This window comes from Kosakonia cowanii JCM 10956 = DSM 18146 (genome assembly GCF_001975225.1).
Lineage (GTDB): Bacteria > Pseudomonadota > Gammaproteobacteria > Enterobacterales > Enterobacteriaceae > Kosakonia > Kosakonia cowanii.
In genome coordinates, this window is record NZ_CP019445.1 from 2,445,754 (window position 1) to 2,461,516 (window position 15,763).

Genomic DNA, 15,763 nt, shown 5'->3' on the forward strand with positions numbered 1-15,763 from the left:
CCGGGATCCTTGGATTAAGTTAGTCGCTTACGGGAGTGATACGCAGCGTAATACCTTCAATGGCGATGACCTCGACGCGCGTACCGGCGGCGAGATCGGCATCGGCGCAGACCGGCCATGAGCTGTCGCCCACGCGCATATGTCCGCGACTGTTGACCAGCGCATTATCGAGCGTGAAACGGCGACCGAGCAGCTGTTGCCCGCGCAGGTTAAGCGAGGCGTCGGCGGGGTTTTGCTGTTTTACGCGTTTTGACAACCACAGCCACCAGAGCCAGGCGGCCAGCAGCGTCAGCAGGGCAAACAGCACCCCCTGCCACTCCCAGCTAAACGGGATGACCCACGCCAGCAAACCGGTGGCGACGGCCGCAATGCCGCTCCATAACAGATAGCCGTTGCCGCCGAGCATTTCGGCGGCGAGCAGCAGCCCACCCAGCGTTAGCCAGGCGAGGTAGGTATGTTCAAGCAGCAGTTCGGCGATCATTTTTTACGCTCGTTGGCGCTATCTTTCACCAGCTCTGCAATACCGCCGATGGCACCCAGCAGGCTGCTGGCATCCAGCGGCATCATCACCACTTTGCTGTTGTTGGCGGAGCCAATCTGCTGCAGCGCTTCGGTATATTTCTGCGCCACAAAGTAGTTCACCGCCTGGATATCGCCGGAGGCGATCGCTTCAGAAACCATCTGCGTGGCGCGGGCTTCCGCTTCCGCCGAACGCTCACGCGCTTCTGCCTGCAGGAAGGCAGACTGACGTTCACCTTCAGCTTTCAGGATCTGCGACTGTTTATCCCCTTCGGCTTTCAGGATCTCCGCCTGGCGGATCCCTTCGGCTTCAAGGATGTAGGCACGTTTAGTACGCTCCGCTTTCATCTGCGCATTCATTGAGGAGACCAGCTCCGCCGGCGGGCGCACATCGCGGATCTCAATACGCGTTACCTTGATGCCCCACGGGTTGGTGGCTTCATCGACAATGTGCAGCAGGCGGGTGTTGATGCTGTCACGCTGCGAGAGCATCTCATCCAGCTCCATTGAGCCGAGCACGGTACGGATGTTGGTCATGGTCAGGTTGACGATCGCCAGTTCCAGATTGCTCACCTCATAGGCGGCGCGCGGCGCGTCGATAACCTGAATAAAGCAGACGGCGTCAATGGTGACGTTGGCGTTATCTTTGGAGATGATCTCCTGGGAAGGGATGTCGAGCACCTGCTCCATCATATTGATCTTGCGACCAATGCGATCCATAAACGGCACGACAAGGCTAAGACCCGGTTGCAGTGTGCGGGTAAAGCGGCCAAAGCGTTCCACGGTCCACTGGAAGCCTTGGGGGACAATTTTTACACCGGAAAAGACAATAACCAGCGCGACGACGATAAGAACGATAATGACGATTGGCATCAAAAAAAACCTCCTGTTTAATTTGATGCCATCTTAGCCCGAATTGGCGACGAAAGCAGCCCGATCGCCAAATTTAGCAGGGTGATCAGTAAAGCAGCGAGTAGAGCTGACGACGGTATTTCGACGCCAGCGCATCGCCGGTACCGAGCGCGGCGAGGATCTCTTGCAGCGTTTTACGCGCGTCGCCGTTAGCCGCACCCAGATCTTTACGCAGGTGGTTAAACAGCAGCTCCAGCGCCTCTTCGTTACGTCCGACCTGGTGCAGTTGCAACGCCAGTTGGGTTGCCAGCGCCGCATCCTCCGGATTATCGGCAACCTGCTGTTGCAGCTGCTGGATTTCCGGCGTATCGGCCGCTTTGCGCAACAGATCGATCTGCGCGATCAGCCCCTGATAGCGGGTGTCCTGATCCTGCAATGGCACCACTTTCAGCACCGCTTCCGCTTCGTCGGCGCGGTTTAACACAATCAGCGTTTCCGCCAGCAGGAAGCCGATTTCGCTCTGCTGGTTAGAGAGCTGCCACGCCTCTTTCAGCAGCGGCAGCGCCTCCGCGTGGTTGCCTGCCTGCATCAGCTCCATCGCCTGCTGCGCTTTTAGTTCTTCTTCGCGCGGCAGCACTTTGTCGAGCAGGGCGCGGATCGCCTCTTCCGGCTGCGGGCCCTGGAAGCCATCGACCGGCTGACCGTTCTGGAAGAGATAGACGGTTGGAATGGCGCGCAGGCCAAACTGCGAGGCGACCATCTGCTCGGCATCGCAATCCACTTTCGCCAGAATAAACTGCCCGTTGTACTGCGCGGCCAGCGTTTCCAGGACCGGCGTCAATTGCAGACAGTGTTGGCTGCGCTCGGACCAGAAATAGAACAGCACCGGGGTCGCAACGGACTGTTCCAGCACCTGTTGCAGGTTCGCTTCGGTAATATTGACGATATTCTGTACGGACATGGCAATTTCTCTGTTTAAACAAGTAAGAATGAGATGGGGACGCGTCACGCGCCTTCAACTCATCCGTGCAAAATTTTATCCATCATGCGCGCGGGCAGCAGCCGTTTCAGCAGGCTGACCGCCCAGGTCACCAGCGTGACGGGGTAGCGTAATTTCGGATGTTTACTCTCAAAAGCATGGCGCACTTTGGCGACCACCGCCTCCGGGCCGAGGGTAAAGCGCGCGGCGATGCCGGGATTTTCTACCGGTTTATCGCGCTGCGTCTGGTTGACGTTATCGGTAAAACGGGTGCGGATGGGGCCAGGCTCAATCAGGCTCACTTTAATGCCGGTGTGGCGCAGCTCCATGCGCAGCGCGTCGGACCAGGCTTCCAGCGCATATTTACTTGCGGCATAGGCACCGCGACCGGGCGTGGAGATCAGGCCCATCACCGATGAAGTCATCACAATGCGCCCTTCGCCGTGCGGCAACATAGCCGGGAGCAGACGCAGCGTAAGCTGGTGAATGCCGAAAAAGTTGCTGGAAAACTGCTGCTCCAGCTGTTCACGGCTGATGGCGTCAAGAGACCCATACACGCCGTAACCGGCGTTATTGAAGAGGCCATAGAGGCGATTACCGGTCAGGGCGATCACTTCATCCGCTGCGCGATCCACGCTCGCCGCGTCATCAAGATCGAGCAAAACGCCGGTGAATCCCTCTTGATCCATCCGCGCCACATCGTCGGCTTTACGGCAGGCCGCCAGCACGCGAAACCCCTGGCGCTTTAGCTCGCGGGCGCTCTCCAGACCAATACCGCTGGAACATCCTGTTATTAAGACCGTTTTTTGCATAACTTTACCTGGGGACGCGCCTGAATATTCAGGAGGCGTGATTAACTAAAGGAGCCAGTCGCGTCGCCATCCAGTCGGCAATAAACGGCTGGGCATCGCGATTGGGGTGAATACCATCATCCTGCATCCACTGCGGTTTCAGATAGACTTCTTCCATAAAAAAGGGCAGCAGAGGAACATCCAGCTCGCTGGAAAGCTTCGGGTAAATGGCACCAAAGGCCTCAGTATAACGACGACCGTAGTTGGCGGGCAGCCGTATTTGCATCAGCAGCGGCTTCGCATCGGCGCTCTTTACCGTCTGGATAATCTGGCGCAGTGTCTGTTCCGTTTGCTGCGGCGGAAAACCGCGCAGGCCGTCATTGCCGCCGAGTTCGACCAGCACCCAGCGCGGTTTATGCTCTTTTAACAGCGCGGGCAGGCGCGCCAGGCCCTGCTGCGAGGTGTCGCCGCTGATACTGGCGTTCACCACCACAGGCTGTTGCTGCCACTTGTTATTGAGCAGCGCAGGCCAGGCCGCCGTTGCCGCCATCCGATAGCCCGCACTCAGGCTGTCGCCAAGAATCAATAGCGTGTCCGCCGCCGCGGCGCGAAAGGTTAACAAAAGCAAAAACAGGAAGGGCAAATGCCAGCGGAAAACATTGTTGAAGTTCATCATCTTAAGAAGTCCGTCGGTCAGGGGGAGCAGGAGCTTTCAATCCTTACCGGAGTTGAGCTGGTTGTCAAACCAGCTGAAACCATCGCGCTGATTGGCGAGTCCGGTTCCGGGAAGTCGACGCTGCTCGCCATCCTCGCCGGGCTGGATGATGGCAGCAGCGGCGAAGTGCATCTGCTCGGTAAACCCTTACACAAAATGGACGAAGAGGCGCGCGCGCAATTACGCGCACAAAATGTCGGGTTTGTTTTTCAATCCTTCATGCTGATCCCGACCCTTAACGCGCTGGAAAACGTGGAACTACCCGCGCTGTTGCGTGGCGAGAAGAGCAGTGAAAGCCGCAGCAGTGCCAAAGCGTTGCTCGACGAGTTGGGGCTGGGCAAGCGCCTCGATCATCTCCCGGCACAACTCTCCGGCGGCGAGCAGCAGCGCGTGGCGCTGGCCCGCGCTTTCAACGGTCGCCCGGCAGTGCTCTTCGCCGATGAGCCGACCGGCAATCTCGATCGGCAAACGGGCGACAAAATCGCTGACCTGCTCTTCTCCATGAATCAACACTACGGCACCACGCTGCTGCTGGTGACCCATGATGCGCAGCTGGCGGCGCGCTGTGACAGGCGTCTGCGGCTGGTCAACGGCGAACTGCGGGAGGAAGCATGATTGCCCGCTGGTTCTGGCGCGAATGGCGCTCGCCGTCCCTGCTGATTGTCTGGATGGCGCTGAGCCTCGCGGTGGCCTGCGTGCTGGCGCTCGGCACCATCGGCGATCGCATGGAGAAGGGCTTAAGCCAGCAGAGCCGCGATTTTATGGCCGGCGACCGCGCCCTGCGCAGCTCGCGTGAAATTCCCCCTGGCTGGCTGGAGGAGGCGCGTAAAAGCGGCCTGCAAGTGAGTGAGCAGGTGAGCTTCAGCACCATGACGTTTGCCGGCGACACGCCGCAGCTGGCGAGTGTTAAAGCTGTGGATAATCGCTACCCGCTCTATGGTGAGCTGGAAACGCAGCCCGCCGGGCTGAAGCCGCAGCCGGGCACGGCGCTGCTCGCTCCGCGCCTGATGGCTTTACTGAGTGTTAAACCGGGCGACACGATTGAGGTGGGCGACGCCACGCTGCGCATCGCTGGCGAAGTGACGCAGGAGCCCGATTCCGGCTTTAACCCCTTTCAGATGGCACCGCGGCTGCTAATGAACAGCGCTGATGTAGCAAAAACCGGCGCTGTCTTGCCGGGCAGCCGCGTCAGCTGGCGGGTGAAGTTTGCCGGTACGCCCGCGCAGTTAGAGAAGTATGAAACGTGGCTGCTGCCGCAGCTTGGCGCGGATCAGCGCTGGTACGGGCTGGAGCAGGATGACGGCGCGCTGGGGAAATCCTTACAGCGTTCGCAGCAGTTCTTGCTGCTATCGGCGCTGCTGACGCTGCTGCTGGCGGTCGCCGCCGTTGCGGTGGCGATGAGCCACTACTGCCGCAGCCGCTACGATCTGGTGGCGATTCTGAAAACCCTCGGTGCCGGTCGCGCACAGCTGCAAAAGCTGATTGTCGGTCAGTGGGCACTGCTGCTTGGGCTGGCGGTGATCACCGGCGGCGCGCTGGGGCTGCTGTTTGAAAAGGTGCTGATGCTCCTTCTCAAACCGGTGTTGCCCGCTGCGCTGCCGCCCGCAAGCTACTGGCCGTGGCTGTGGGCCATCGGCGCAATCGTGGTGATCTCGCTGCTGGTGGGGCTGCGTCCCTATCGTCTGCTGCTGGCGACGCAGCCGCTGCGGGTGCTGCGCCGCGATGCGGTGGCGAATGTCTGGCCGCTTAAGATCTATCTTTCGGCGGTCGCGATTATCACCGTGCTGCTGCTCGCCTGGCTGATGGGCGGCAGCATGCTGCTGTGGGCGGTGCTGGCGGGGGCGGTGGTGCTGGCAATGCTCTGTGGCGTGGTCGGCTGGCTGCTGCTCAATGTGCTGAAGCGCCTGACCCTGAAAGCGCTGCCGCTGCGTCTGGCGGTGAATCGCCTGCTGCGCCAGCCGTGGTCGACGCTCAGCCAGCTGTCGGCCTTCTCCCTCTCGTTTATGTTACTGGCGATGCTGCTGGTGCTGCGTGGCGATCTGCTCGATCGCTGGCAGCAGCAGTTACCGGCCGAAAGCCCGAACTACTTTCTGATTAACATCGCCCCGGAGCAGATTGCGCCGCTGAAAACCTTCCTTGCTGAGCATCAGGTGATCCCGGCGGCGTTCTACCCGATTGTGCGGGCGAGGATGACGCAAATTAACGGCCAGTCGACGGAGGGCAACGCCGACGAGGCGCTGAATCGCGAACTTAACCTCACCTGGCAGCAGCAGCGGCCGGATCACAACCCGCTTACCGCAGGCAACTGGCCGCCAAAAGCGGGTGAAGTGTCGGTGGAGGAGGGGCTTGCCGAGCGGCTTGGTCTGAAGCTTGGCGATACGGTCACCTTTACCGGCGATACGCAGGCGTTCAGCGCAAAGATCTCCAGCCTGCGCAAGGTGGACTGGGAGAGCCTGCGGCCCAACTTCTTCTTTATCTTCCCGCCGGGTGCGCTCGACGGGCAGCCGCAGAGCTGGCTCACCAGCTTCCGGCTGGAGGGGAACAACGGCATGTTAACGCAGCTTAACCGCGCCTTTCCGACCATCAGCCTGCTCGATATTGGCGCGATTTTAAAACAGGTCGGCCAGGTGCTGGAGCAGGTGAGCCGGGCGCTAGAAGTAATGGTGGTGCTGGTTACCGCCTGCGGCGTGTTACTGCTGCTGGCGCAGGTGCAGGTCGGTATGCGTCAGCGTCACCAGGAGCTGGTGGTCTACCGCACGCTGGGGGCGGGCAAACGGCTGCTGCGCACCACCTTGTGGTGTGAGTTTGCGCTGCTGGGGCTGGTCTCCGGGCTGGTTGCCGCCATCGGCGCGGAAACGGCGCTGGCGCTGCTGCAAACCCGCGTGTTTGACTTCCCGTGGCAGCCCGACTGGCGGCTGTGGATTACGCTGCCGCTCTGCGGCGCACTGCTGCTCTCCCTGTGCGGCGGGTGGTTAGGCAGCCGGTTATTAAAAGGCAAAGCGCTTTTTCGTCAATTTAGTGGTTAATCCTGCCTGAAAAAGCGGCACCGATAATTCAATCGGTGTCGCGCTGTTTCAACGTGTAAACAATTAATCGATAGTTGTTTAGTAGCACAAAACATTAAAAAAACTTCGCCCACCAGAATCTTATAAAAGCTATGATGCCCGCGCTAATTAACAGTTAGTTGTATCTATTCCCAAGGAAAAATAATGAAAATAAAAACAAGCGCCCTGGCGACAGCCATTGGCGCAGCAGTGGCGTTGGCGTCTTTCACAGCACAAGCAGAAATTACTGTCCTGAAACAAAACCCGCAGGCGGGCGATCCCCTTAGCCGCCTGAACTTTACCGTTGGTGGTTCTATTCGCCCGCAGTTCCAGAATATTACCGGTAACGATGGCAAAAACGCCTTTAAACGTAACGGTTTTGACGGCGGTACCCGCTTCCGTTTCGCAGCAGATTACTACCTGTTCGATGACATCAGCTGGGTCAGCTACTACGAGCTGGGCGTTGATATCCCGAAACTGTTCGACTGGGATAACCACTACGCGGAAACCGCGCACAACACCACGCGCCGTATGCTCTACACCGGCCTGAAAAGCCAGACTTGGGGCACGCTGACATTCGGTCAGCAGAACAGCGTTTATTACGACGTGGTTGGCGCGAAAACCGATATCTGGGACTACGACATGCTGGCGCAGGCACCGGGTAACGGCATCAAAGGCGATTACGACGGCTCTTATCGTTCACGCAAAATGCTGAAATATAAGAAAACCGAGGGTGACGCGGATATCTATGCTTCTTACCTGTTCAGCGATGATTACCTGGCGACCGACGGCAACCGTTACAAACGTAAGAGCGGCGGTTCACTGGGTCTCGATTATCACCTGACCGACGATCTGACCTGGGGCGCGGCGTGGAACTACACCCGTGCGGATATGCGTCAGCCTTCTACCGGCGACAGCAAAACCTACGATCAGAACATCCTCGGCACCGCGTTGAGCTGGACCCCGGATAACTGGACCTTCTCCCTGGGCGGCGGCTGGTATCAAAACTTCATGCTGACCAAGAAGAAGGATGTGCATAACTACTTCGCGGGCGATGCGTGGGGCGTTGAGTATTTTGCCGGGTATAAATTCCCGATCGCACAGTACGCGGTGAAATACATTCAGCCGTACGTGATGGGTGACCGTCTGGAGTTCACCAGCGGCCGTAATTATCAGCGTATCGATAATGGCGTGGGTGTAACCGTGCAGCTGGATTATGGTTTCCGTGTCGATTACGAACACGTCTTCACCTCCAGCACCGACAACCTGGGCGATATGAACCTGGTTCGTCTGCGTTACGATTTCTAATCGATACCTGTGCGGCCTGCCTCTGATGCGCAGGCCGCACAGCACGCTGCAAATGCCTGATGGCGCTTCGCTTATCAGGCCTACGGAAATGTACCAGCGTAGGCCGGATAAGGCATCGCCGCCATCCGGCATTTCTCCTCCTTCCCCCTGACAAGTTGAATTTTTTTCAATTACCGCTGCGCTGGCTTTGTGCCATCTTATTCCCCGGCCTTATCGACAAGGCGCACACTGAACGCGACGCACTGCACGCCGCGTCACACAGCACATCATTACCATCAGGGAGAATGTATGGGACCTCGTCTCGGTTTACGCGCGCTTTTTAGCGCTCTACTTCTGGTTTGCGGTCTGCCTTTCGCGCAGGCCAACAGCGATCCACACACCATCGTTTTCGGCGTCGCGCCGGGTCCGTATGGCGATATGGTGAAACAGGCGATTGCCCCTTCGCTGAAAGAGAAGGGCTACAAAGTTGTGGTGCGCGAGTTCAGCGATTACGTGCAGCCAAATATGGCGCTGGCTAACGGCAGCATCGATGCTAACCTCTTCCAGCACAGCCTCTATTTCGATAAATTCACCGCCGATAAAGGCCTCAAGCTCAGCAAGCTGATCGCCGTGCCGACCGCAGGAATGGGCTTTTACTCCCACAAAATCAAAAGCCTTGATGAGCTGAAGAAGGGCGACATCATCACCCTCTCAAACGATCCCACTAACCTGGCGCGCGGGCTGCGCTTCCTGCAATCGCTGGGGCTGATTACCATCAAAGACGCTATCGATCCGACCAAAGCCTCCGAGCGCGATATCGCCAGCAACCCGAAAGGGCTGGTGTTTAAACCGCTGGAAGCCGCGCAGCTGCCGCGTACGCTCGACGGTGTTACCGCCTCGCTGGTAAACGGCAACTTTGCGGTGGCCGCCGGGATGGATCTCGCTTCGGCGATCAAGCAGGAGAAGCTCGACGAGAACCTGAAAAACATCATTGCTGTGCGCAGTGAAGATGCCGACAAGCCCTTCGCGAAAGATATCGTGACGGCGGTGAAATCCCCGGCTTACCGCGCGGTGATCGACGATCCGAAAAATATCTTTGCCGCTTTCCAGAAACCCGACTGGATGCAGAGCGCGGATAAACAATAACAGCGGATTGATGACCAGGCAGGCTGCGGCCTGCCTTTTGTTTTTTGCCGTTTGAGGTTGGCATGATTGAACTAGATAACGTTTGCGTCGATTTTCCGGCCGGGCGCGGTGGCAGCGGCGCGACGCGCGCCGTCGAGGCGGTCTCGCTGCGCATTGCTGCCGGAGAGATTTTCGGCATTGTCGGTACCAGCGGCGCGGGCAAAAGTACCCTGCTGCGCACGCTTAATGCTCTGCAACGCCCAAGCGAAGGCCGAGTCAATATTAACGGCGTCACCATTTCTGATTTAGAGGGCGTGACGCTGCGCCAGGCGCGCCAGCGCATTGGCATGATTTTCCAGCACTTCAACCTGATGCACACCCGCACGGTGGCGCAAAACGTCGCCTTCAGCCTGAAGGCCGCGGGGTGGGAGCGGAGTAAAATTGCGCCACGTGTGGCGGAGATCCTTGCGCTGGTAGGCTTAAGCGATAAAGCGAACCGCTACCCGGTGCAGCTTAGCGGCGGGCAGAAGCAGCGCGTCGGCATTGCGCGCGCTATCGCTAACCACCCGGATGTGCTGCTCTGCGATGAGCCGACTTCCGCGCTGGATCTGGAAACTTCTGCCACCATTCTGGCGCTGCTAAAAGAGATTAACGCGCAGATGGGGATCACCATTGTGCTGATCACCCATGAGATGAATGTCATCAAAACCATCTGCGATCGCGTGGCGGTGATGTCGGCGGGCAAAGTGGTGGAAGAGGGCGAGGTGTTCGATATTTTTGCCCATCCGCAGCACCCGTTTACGCAGCAACTGGTGTCGCACACTCTCAACCTGACACTGCCCGCGCGTCTGCATGAACATTTGCCAGGCCAGCTGCTGAAGGTGCTGTTTATCGGCGACTCTGCCGAGCAGCCAGTGCTTTCGGACGCGGCGGTAAAATTCGGCGTGGCGGTCAATATTCTGCACGGCAAAATCGAGTATATCGGTGAGCGCGCGTTGGGCATTTTAGTGGTACAGCTGACGGCGGAAAATCCGCAGGCAGTCAGCGATGCCGTGGCGTACATTCACAGCCGGACGGCGCAGGTGGAGGTGATCCGTGGATGATTTACTGGCTGATTTGAGCCTCGCGTTTGGCGAAACATTCCAGATGCTCAGCATCTCAACGGTGCTGGCGATTGTCGGCGGCCTGCCGCTCGGTTTCCTGATTTTCGTCACCGACAGGCATCTGTTCTGGCAAAACCGCGCCGTCTACCTGCTGAGCTCGATTCTGGTGAACATTATCCGCTCGGTGCCGTTTGTCATCCTGCTGGTGCTGCTCCTGCCGCTGACGCAGTGGCTGCTCGGTAACACGATTGGGCCTATCGCGGCGTCGGTGCCGTTATCGATGGCGGCTATCGCCTTTTATGCGCGGCTGGTGGACAGCGCGCTGCGTGAAGTGGACAAGGGGATTATTGAGGCGGCGGAAGCGTTTGGTGCCAGCCCGCTGCGCATTATCTGCACCGTGCTGCTGCCGGAAGCCAGCGCCGGGCTGCTGCGCGGCTTAACCATTACGCTGGTTAGCCTGATTGGCTATTCGGCAATGGCGGGGATTGTCGGCGGCGGCGGGGTCGGCGACCTTGCGATCCGTTTCGGTTATTACCGGTATGAAACCCAGGTAATGATCGTCACCGTCGTGGCGCTGATTATTCTGGTGCAGATTGTGCAGGTCGTTGGCGACTGGCTGGCAAAACGGGCCGATAAACGCGACCGGCATTAGACCCGAAAGGGATGTGCCTGATGGCGCTAACGCTTATCAGGCCTACCAAACCCATCGGCATCACGGTATGTAGGCCGGATAAGGCACCGCCGCCATCCGGCAATCGGGTACGGTGCGGTAAATGCCTGATGGCGCTAACGCTTAGCAGGCCTACCAAACCCATCGACGTCACGGTATGTAGGCCGGATAAGGCACCGCCGCCATCCGGCAATTGAGTGCGGTTGCGGCATATGCCTGATGGCGCTTCGCTTATCAGGCCTACCAAACCCATCGACGTCACGGTATGTAGGCCGGATAAGCGTTAGCGCCATCCGGCACGCTTCACTGTGCTGCCAGCCAGGCAGAAACCTCTTTGAATGTGCCGCGAAAATGGACGATCGGCGCGCGTTTCTCCAGCTGGTAGCGATACATCGGATCGTAATAGACCTCCAGTAGTGGGGCGAGCCAGGCGAAATGCGCCTCCGATGTGCCGCGGCTTCGCTGCTCAGCCAGCGCCGCTTCCAGATGGACAGTCAGTTGCTCATAGCGCTGTAAACCGAGCCGGCGGCGAATGGCAAACAGCCCGTGCCGCAGATACTCCGCATAAGTCTCCCATCCTGCCTCTTCACCGTCACGGTCAATAAAAGCCTGCAGGGTTTGCACAAAATACTCCTCGCGCAGCCGCTCAAGGCGCAGCTCAAACGGATCGTCGACAATCACCAGCGGCGATTGCGCCATGCGCTCGCGCAGGGCTTCTGGCAGATGGTTTGCGCCAATCGCCCGGCCTTCATCTTCCAGCAGCCAGAATGGTGGCGACACTTTTAGCAGCGCGGCCGCCAGGTGGTTTTCAAACGTCGCCTGCGCGTGCTGTGCCTTAGCCGTACGGCCAAACGAGGAACCACGGTGGTGGGCAAGCCCCTCCAGATCGATTCCGTTAGGATGCTCGCGTACCAGCAGGGTTTTGCCGCTGCCGGTACAGCCGCCCACCAGCAGTAGCGGACGCTGAATGCGCGCCTGCGTCGCCTCAATTGCCGCCTGGCGCAGTGCTTTATAGCCTCCTGCGACCAGCGGCAGGTCAATCTGCCGTTCGCGCAGCCACTGCTGCACAATATGCGAGCGCTGGCCGCCGCGTGCGCAGCAGAGCAGGGCTTGTGGCGCGGTTTTATGGGCTGCAACCCACGCCGCAATTCGCTGCTCGCGGGTGTCGCCGTTAACCAGTTTGTGGCCGAGCTTCAGCGCGGCTTCTGCGCCGTCGCGTTTATAGCAGGTGCCGACGGCAGCGCGTTCACTGTCGTTCATCAGCGGCAGGTTTATGGCGGCGGGCATCGCGCCTTTGGCAAATTCAACCGGGGCGCGGAGATCAATAAGGGGCGTGTTATCCCGCAGGATGGCGAGATAATCGGTGGCGTCGTTCATCGGGCGTCCTTCTGCAAAAACTGGTGCCGATTTTACGCCGGAATGCGTCGGGTGTGGGGGAATTTTGCCGGATGGCGCTAACGCTTATCCGGCCTACGGTGTGGGGGCAGGGGGATTTTGCCTGATGGCGCTTCGCTTATCAGGCCTACAAAGCCATCAGCATCATGCAATGTAGGCCGGATAAGGCGTAAGCCGCCATCCGGCAATCGAGTGCGGTGCGGCAAATGCCTGATGGCGCTTCGCTTATCAGGCCTACAGAACCATCAGCATCACGAATGTAGGCCGGATAAGGCGCAAGCCGCCATCCGGCAGCTGTTACCCTTACAGCTTCGACTGCGCCCAGGCAATGCCGCTGGCGTATTCGGGGGGCAGTAACGGCACCAGCGCTTCCAGCGTCGCGCTTAGGCGGCCGGTATCGCTATCATTGAGGTTGAGATGACCCACTTTGCGCCCGGCGCGCACCTCTTTGTCATACCAGTGCAGATGCACCAGCGGCAGCTTCAGCCAGTCGTAGTTAAGATTGCTGCCGATCAGGTTGATCATCACCGACGGGCTGTTGACCACCGGCGGCGGCAGGGGTAAATCGACTATCGCGCGCAGATGCAGCTCAAACTGGCTGATCGAGGCACCATTTTGCGTCCAGTGACCGCTGTTATGCACACGTGGTGCCAGCTCATTGATCAGCAGACCGCCAGGGGTAACGAAACACTCCATTGCCATTACGCCGACATAATTCAGCTCATGCATGATCGCCGACAGCATCGCTTCCGCCTGCTGCTGCTGTTTAGCATTCGGCTGCGGGAAGACCACGCTGGTGCGCAGAATGCCGTCCTGATGCAGGTTGTGGGTCAGCGGATAAAAAACGGTGCTGCCATCGTGGGCGCGGGCGCCTACCAGCGATACTTCGCCGGAGAAGTTGATCCCCTGCTCAACGATGCACTCGCCGTAGCACTCATCCGGCAACTGATCGATATCGGCTGCGCGTAAACGCCACTGGCCGCGACCGTCATAACCGCCAACGCGACGCTTCACGATAGCGTGATCGCCCAGGCGCTCAAACACGCCTGGCCACTCGCTTTTATCGGCAAGCAGTTGCCACGGCGCGGTAGCGAGGTTGAGTTTGTCGAACAGCTGTTTTTGCGTGAAGCGATCGGCGATCACCGGGAAAACGTCACGGTTCACAAACGCCGGATGGCGCGCCAGCTCGCGGGTTAACGCGGTTTCTGGCCAGCGCTCAATCTCGGCGGTAATCACGCTCTGCTGAAACGGCACCGCTTCCGGCGCGTCGTCCAGCCCAACCGGCCAGACGGCAATGCTTAACGGTTCACCCGCCTGGCGCAGCATGCGCCCAAGCTGACCGTTGCCTAATATACAGACCTGTTTCATGCCGCACCCCGTGGATCCGGGTTATCCAGCACTTCATCCGTCTGCCCCTGGCGCCAGTCGGCCAGGCGCAGATGCAGTTCTGCATCGTGCTGGGCGAGGATCTGCGCTGCCAGCAGCGCCGCGTTTGACGCGCCCGCTTTACCTATCGCCAGCGTACCGACGGGAATACCGCGCGGCATCTGCACGATGGAGTAGAGGCTGTCGACGCCGCTTAACGCTGCGGTTTGTACCGGCACACCCAGCACCGGCACCAGCGTTTTGGCGGCAATCATGCCCGGCAGATGCGCCGCGCCGCCGGCGCCTGCGATAATCACCTGAAAGCCGTTTTGCTCCGCCTGCTCAGCAAAGCTAAACAGTTTATCGGGCGTACGGTGGGCAGAGACGATTTCAACGTGGTGCGGGACATTCAGGGTATCGAGGATTTCTGCGGCGAATTGCATGGTGGCCCAATCGCTTTTAGAACCCATAACAATGGCGATGCGCGCCGGTTGGTTGCTTAAAGACATGCGTCTCAAAACTCCTGTGGGTGTGCTTCAGACTACTTCAGAGGGCAGAGAGAATAGCATGGAAAAAAGGCAAGGAAAACGGTTGCGCAGTGAAGTTTGCCTGATTCGTGGGTAAGCCAGTTGGGGTTTCAGAAGGGGAATTGCACCAGCTCTACGTCGCTTTCGCTGACGCGGATCATTGAGCCTTCGCTGTGCCAGGCACCGAGTACGGCACGAAAGGCGGGAGCCTCATTCGCGGTCAGTTGATGAATGGCCGGGCGGTGCGTGTGACCGTGGATCAGCCACTGGACGCGATGCTTTTCCATCGCCTCAATTACGGCCTGCTGGTTGACGTCCATGATCGCCAGTGATTTGCTGCTGTTGGCGGCACGGCTGTCGGCGCGCATTTTTGCCGCCACGCGGTGGCGAATAAACAGCGGCAGGGCGAGAAACAGGGTTTGCAGCCACGGTTGATGCACTTTGGCGCGGAAAGCCTGGTAGCCAGCATCGTCGGTACAGAGCGTGTCGCCGTGCATAATCAGCACCTTACGCCCATACAGCTCAAGCACTTTTTCCTGCGGGAGAAGCTGCATACCACTTTCGCGGGCAAAGCGTTTACCGAGCAAAAAATCGCGGTTGCCGTGGATGAAATAGCAGGGGACGCCGCTGTCGACAAGGGCGCGGATGGCGGCTGCGACGCGCTGGTGCAGCGGGTTGGGATCGTCATCGCCGATCCAGGCTTCGAACAGATCGCCCAGAATGTAGAGCGCATCGGCCTCACGGGCAACGCCGTCTAAAAAATGGAGAAAACCGGCGGTGATCGCCGGTTCTTCCGTGTGCAGATGCAGATCTGCGATAAAGAGTGTTGCCACGAATTACTCGCTGACGTCCACGCTTTCGATGATCACATCTTCTTTCGGAACGTCCTGGTGCATGCCGCTGCGACCGGTAGAGACCGCTTTGATTTTATCGACCACGTCCATGCCTTCAACCACTTCTGCGAAGACGCAGTAGCCCCAACCCTGCAGGTTTTCACCGCTGAAGTTCAGGAAGTCGTTGTCCGCGACGTTGATGAAGAATTGTGCGGTTGCGGAGTGCGGAGCCTGGGTACGCGCCATTGCCAGCGTGCCACGGGTGTTTTTCAGGCCGTTGTTGGCTTCGTTTTTGATCGCGTCTTTCGTGACTTTCTGATTCATGCCCGGTTCAAAACCGCCGCCCTGAATCATAAAGCCGTTGATCACACGGTGGAAAATCGTGTTGTTGTAGAAACCTTCACGGCAGTAGTCCAGGAAGTTTTTAACTGTTTCAGGCGCTTTGTCATCAAAGGTTTTGATTACGATATCGCCGTGATTAGTGTGGAAAGTAACCATTATTGCATCCTGTTCTGATAGTGTGGTGCGTAGACCCGCGTTTGGGTCAGAGATAGTGGC

Annotated in this window: 16 protein-coding genes; 6 read left to right on the plus strand and 10 right to left on the minus strand. The window is 58.7% G+C overall.

What is annotated here, in order from left to right; all coding sequences use genetic code 11:
* Nucleotides 1-19 precede the first annotated feature (19 nt).
* From BWI95_RS11490 to tesA, 5 genes are all read right to left on the minus strand, one after another.
* Nucleotides 20-481: an NfeD family protein gene (locus tag BWI95_RS11490; RefSeq protein ID WP_128483472.1), complete on the minus strand. Its 462-nt coding sequence runs from the start codon at nucleotides 479-481 to the stop codon at nucleotides 20-22.
* The gene (locus BWI95_RS11495; RefSeq protein ID WP_023479088.1) at nucleotides 478-1,392 is read right to left on the minus strand and encodes an SPFH domain-containing protein; all 915 of its coding nucleotides are present in this window, start codon (nucleotides 1,390-1,392) and stop codon (nucleotides 478-480) included. Before BWI95_RS11495 ends, BWI95_RS11490 begins: the two co-directional genes overlap by 4 nt.
* An 85-nt stretch (nucleotides 1,393-1,477) precedes the next feature.
* Nucleotides 1,478-2,332, minus strand: coding sequence for a thioredoxin family protein (locus BWI95_RS11500; RefSeq protein ID WP_054804535.1), 855 nt, complete (start codon nucleotides 2,330-2,332; stop codon nucleotides 1,478-1,480).
* A 59-nt stretch (nucleotides 2,333-2,391) separates the two neighbouring features.
* Complete coding sequence (locus BWI95_RS11505; protein WP_076769505.1) at nucleotides 2,392-3,162, minus strand: SDR family oxidoreductase; 771 nt, start codon at nucleotides 3,160-3,162, stop codon at nucleotides 2,392-2,394.
* A gap of 28 nt (nucleotides 3,163-3,190) precedes the next feature.
* Nucleotides 3,191-3,814, minus strand: a complete 624-nt coding sequence (gene tesA, locus BWI95_RS11510) for a multifunctional acyl-CoA thioesterase I/protease I/lysophospholipase L1 (protein ID WP_164483652.1) — start codon at nucleotides 3,812-3,814, stop codon at nucleotides 3,191-3,193.
* On the opposite strand from tesA, the gene ybbA reads away from it, so the two are divergent.
* The 6 genes from ybbA to BWI95_RS11540 all read left to right on the plus strand — a co-directional run bounded on the left by ybbA (nucleotide 3,785) and on the right by BWI95_RS11540 (nucleotide 11,067).
* Nucleotides 3,785-4,471, plus strand: a complete 687-nt coding sequence (gene ybbA, locus BWI95_RS11515) for a putative ABC transporter ATP-binding protein YbbA (RefSeq protein ID WP_054804540.1) — start codon at nucleotides 3,785-3,787, stop codon at nucleotides 4,469-4,471. The two genes, tesA and ybbA, sit on opposite strands and share 30 nt — an antisense overlap.
* Nucleotides 4,468-6,882: a putative ABC transporter permease subunit YbbP gene (ybbP, locus tag BWI95_RS11520; protein ID WP_076769507.1), complete on the plus strand. Its 2,415-nt coding sequence runs from the start codon at nucleotides 4,468-4,470 to the stop codon at nucleotides 6,880-6,882. Before ybbA ends, ybbP begins: the two co-directional genes overlap by 4 nt.
* 183 nt (nucleotides 6,883-7,065) lie before the next feature.
* Nucleotides 7,066-8,208 carry a porin gene (locus tag BWI95_RS11525; protein ID WP_054804537.1) on the plus strand — a complete coding sequence of 381 codons (1,143 nt, stop codon included), beginning with the start codon at nucleotides 7,066-7,068 and terminating at the stop codon, nucleotides 8,206-8,208.
* A gap of 288 nt (nucleotides 8,209-8,496) precedes the next feature.
* Nucleotides 8,497-9,333, plus strand: coding sequence for a MetQ/NlpA family ABC transporter substrate-binding protein (locus BWI95_RS11530; RefSeq protein ID WP_076769508.1), 837 nt, complete (start codon nucleotides 8,497-8,499; stop codon nucleotides 9,331-9,333).
* A gap of 62 nt (nucleotides 9,334-9,395) precedes the next feature.
* Nucleotides 9,396-10,415 (plus strand): virulence-associated ABC transporter ATP-binding protein SfbB, encoded by a 1,020-nt coding sequence (gene sfbB, locus BWI95_RS11535; protein ID WP_054804541.1) that lies wholly within the window; start codon nucleotides 9,396-9,398, stop codon nucleotides 10,413-10,415.
* Entirely contained in the window at nucleotides 10,408-11,067 is a 660-nt protein-coding gene (locus BWI95_RS11540; protein WP_076769509.1) for a methionine ABC transporter permease, read from the plus strand. Before sfbB ends, BWI95_RS11540 begins: the two co-directional genes overlap by 8 nt.
* 321 nt (nucleotides 11,068-11,388) lie before the next feature.
* On the opposite strand, the gene mnmH is transcribed toward BWI95_RS11540, so the two are convergent.
* From mnmH to ppiB, 5 genes are all read right to left on the minus strand, one after another.
* Nucleotides 11,389-12,462 carry a tRNA 2-selenouridine(34) synthase MnmH gene (gene mnmH / locus BWI95_RS11545; RefSeq protein ID WP_054804538.1) on the minus strand — a complete coding sequence of 358 codons (1,074 nt, stop codon included), beginning with the start codon at nucleotides 12,460-12,462 and terminating at the stop codon, nucleotides 11,389-11,391.
* A gap of 321 nt (nucleotides 12,463-12,783) precedes the next feature.
* Nucleotides 12,784-13,848 (minus strand): 5-(carboxyamino)imidazole ribonucleotide synthase, encoded by a 1,065-nt coding sequence (gene purK, locus BWI95_RS11550; protein WP_076769510.1) that lies wholly within the window; start codon nucleotides 13,846-13,848, stop codon nucleotides 12,784-12,786.
* Nucleotides 13,845-14,354, minus strand: a complete 510-nt coding sequence (purE, locus tag BWI95_RS11555) for a 5-(carboxyamino)imidazole ribonucleotide mutase (RefSeq protein ID WP_054804663.1) — start codon at nucleotides 14,352-14,354, stop codon at nucleotides 13,845-13,847. The genes purK and purE overlap by 4 nt, the downstream gene beginning before the upstream one ends.
* A gap of 128 nt (nucleotides 14,355-14,482) precedes the next feature.
* Entirely contained in the window at nucleotides 14,483-15,205 is a 723-nt protein-coding gene (lpxH, locus tag BWI95_RS11565) for a UDP-2,3-diacylglucosamine diphosphatase (protein ID WP_076769511.1), read from the minus strand.
* Between the two features lie 3 nt (nucleotides 15,206-15,208).
* The gene (ppiB, locus tag BWI95_RS11570) at nucleotides 15,209-15,703 is read right to left on the minus strand and encodes a peptidylprolyl isomerase B (protein WP_023479044.1); all 495 of its coding nucleotides are present in this window, start codon (nucleotides 15,701-15,703) and stop codon (nucleotides 15,209-15,211) included.
* Between the last annotated feature and the right edge of the window lie 60 nt (nucleotides 15,704-15,763).

Bases quoted from the DNA above. Each gene is read 5' to 3' on its own strand.
- BWI95_RS11490 (WP_128483472.1), bottom strand. From the start codon at position 481: ATGATCGCCGAACTGCTGCTTGAACATACCTACCTCGCCTGGCTAACG.
- BWI95_RS11495 (WP_023479088.1), bottom strand. From the start codon at position 1,392: ATGCCAATCGTCATTATCGTTCTTATCGTCGTCGCGCTGGTTATTGTC.
- BWI95_RS11500 (WP_054804535.1), bottom strand. From the start codon at position 2,332: ATGTCCGTACAGAATATCGTCAATATTACCGAAGCGAACCTGCAACAG.
- BWI95_RS11505 (WP_076769505.1), bottom strand. From the start codon at position 3,162: ATGCAAAAAACGGTCTTAATAACAGGATGTTCCAGCGGTATTGGTCTG.
- ybbA (WP_054804540.1), top strand. From the start codon at position 3,785: ATGCCAGCGGAAAACATTGTTGAAGTTCATCATCTTAAGAAGTCCGTC.
- tesA (WP_164483652.1), bottom strand. From the start codon at position 3,814: ATGAACTTCAACAATGTTTTCCGCTGGCATTTGCCCTTCCTGTTTTTG.
- ybbP (WP_076769507.1), top strand. From the start codon at position 4,468: ATGATTGCCCGCTGGTTCTGGCGCGAATGGCGCTCGCCGTCCCTGCTG.
- BWI95_RS11525 (WP_054804537.1), top strand. From the start codon at position 7,066: ATGAAAATAAAAACAAGCGCCCTGGCGACAGCCATTGGCGCAGCAGTG.
- BWI95_RS11530 (WP_076769508.1), top strand. From the start codon at position 8,497: ATGGGACCTCGTCTCGGTTTACGCGCGCTTTTTAGCGCTCTACTTCTG.
- sfbB (WP_054804541.1), top strand. From the start codon at position 9,396: ATGATTGAACTAGATAACGTTTGCGTCGATTTTCCGGCCGGGCGCGGT.
- mnmH (WP_054804538.1), bottom strand. From the start codon at position 12,462: ATGAACGACGCCACCGATTATCTCGCCATCCTGCGGGATAACACGCCC.
- purK (WP_076769510.1), bottom strand. From the start codon at position 13,848: ATGAAACAGGTCTGTATATTAGGCAACGGTCAGCTTGGGCGCATGCTG.
- purE (WP_054804663.1), bottom strand. From the start codon at position 14,354: ATGTCTTTAAGCAACCAACCGGCGCGCATCGCCATTGTTATGGGTTCT.
- ppiB (WP_023479044.1), bottom strand. From the start codon at position 15,703: ATGGTTACTTTCCACACTAATCACGGCGATATCGTAATCAAAACCTTT.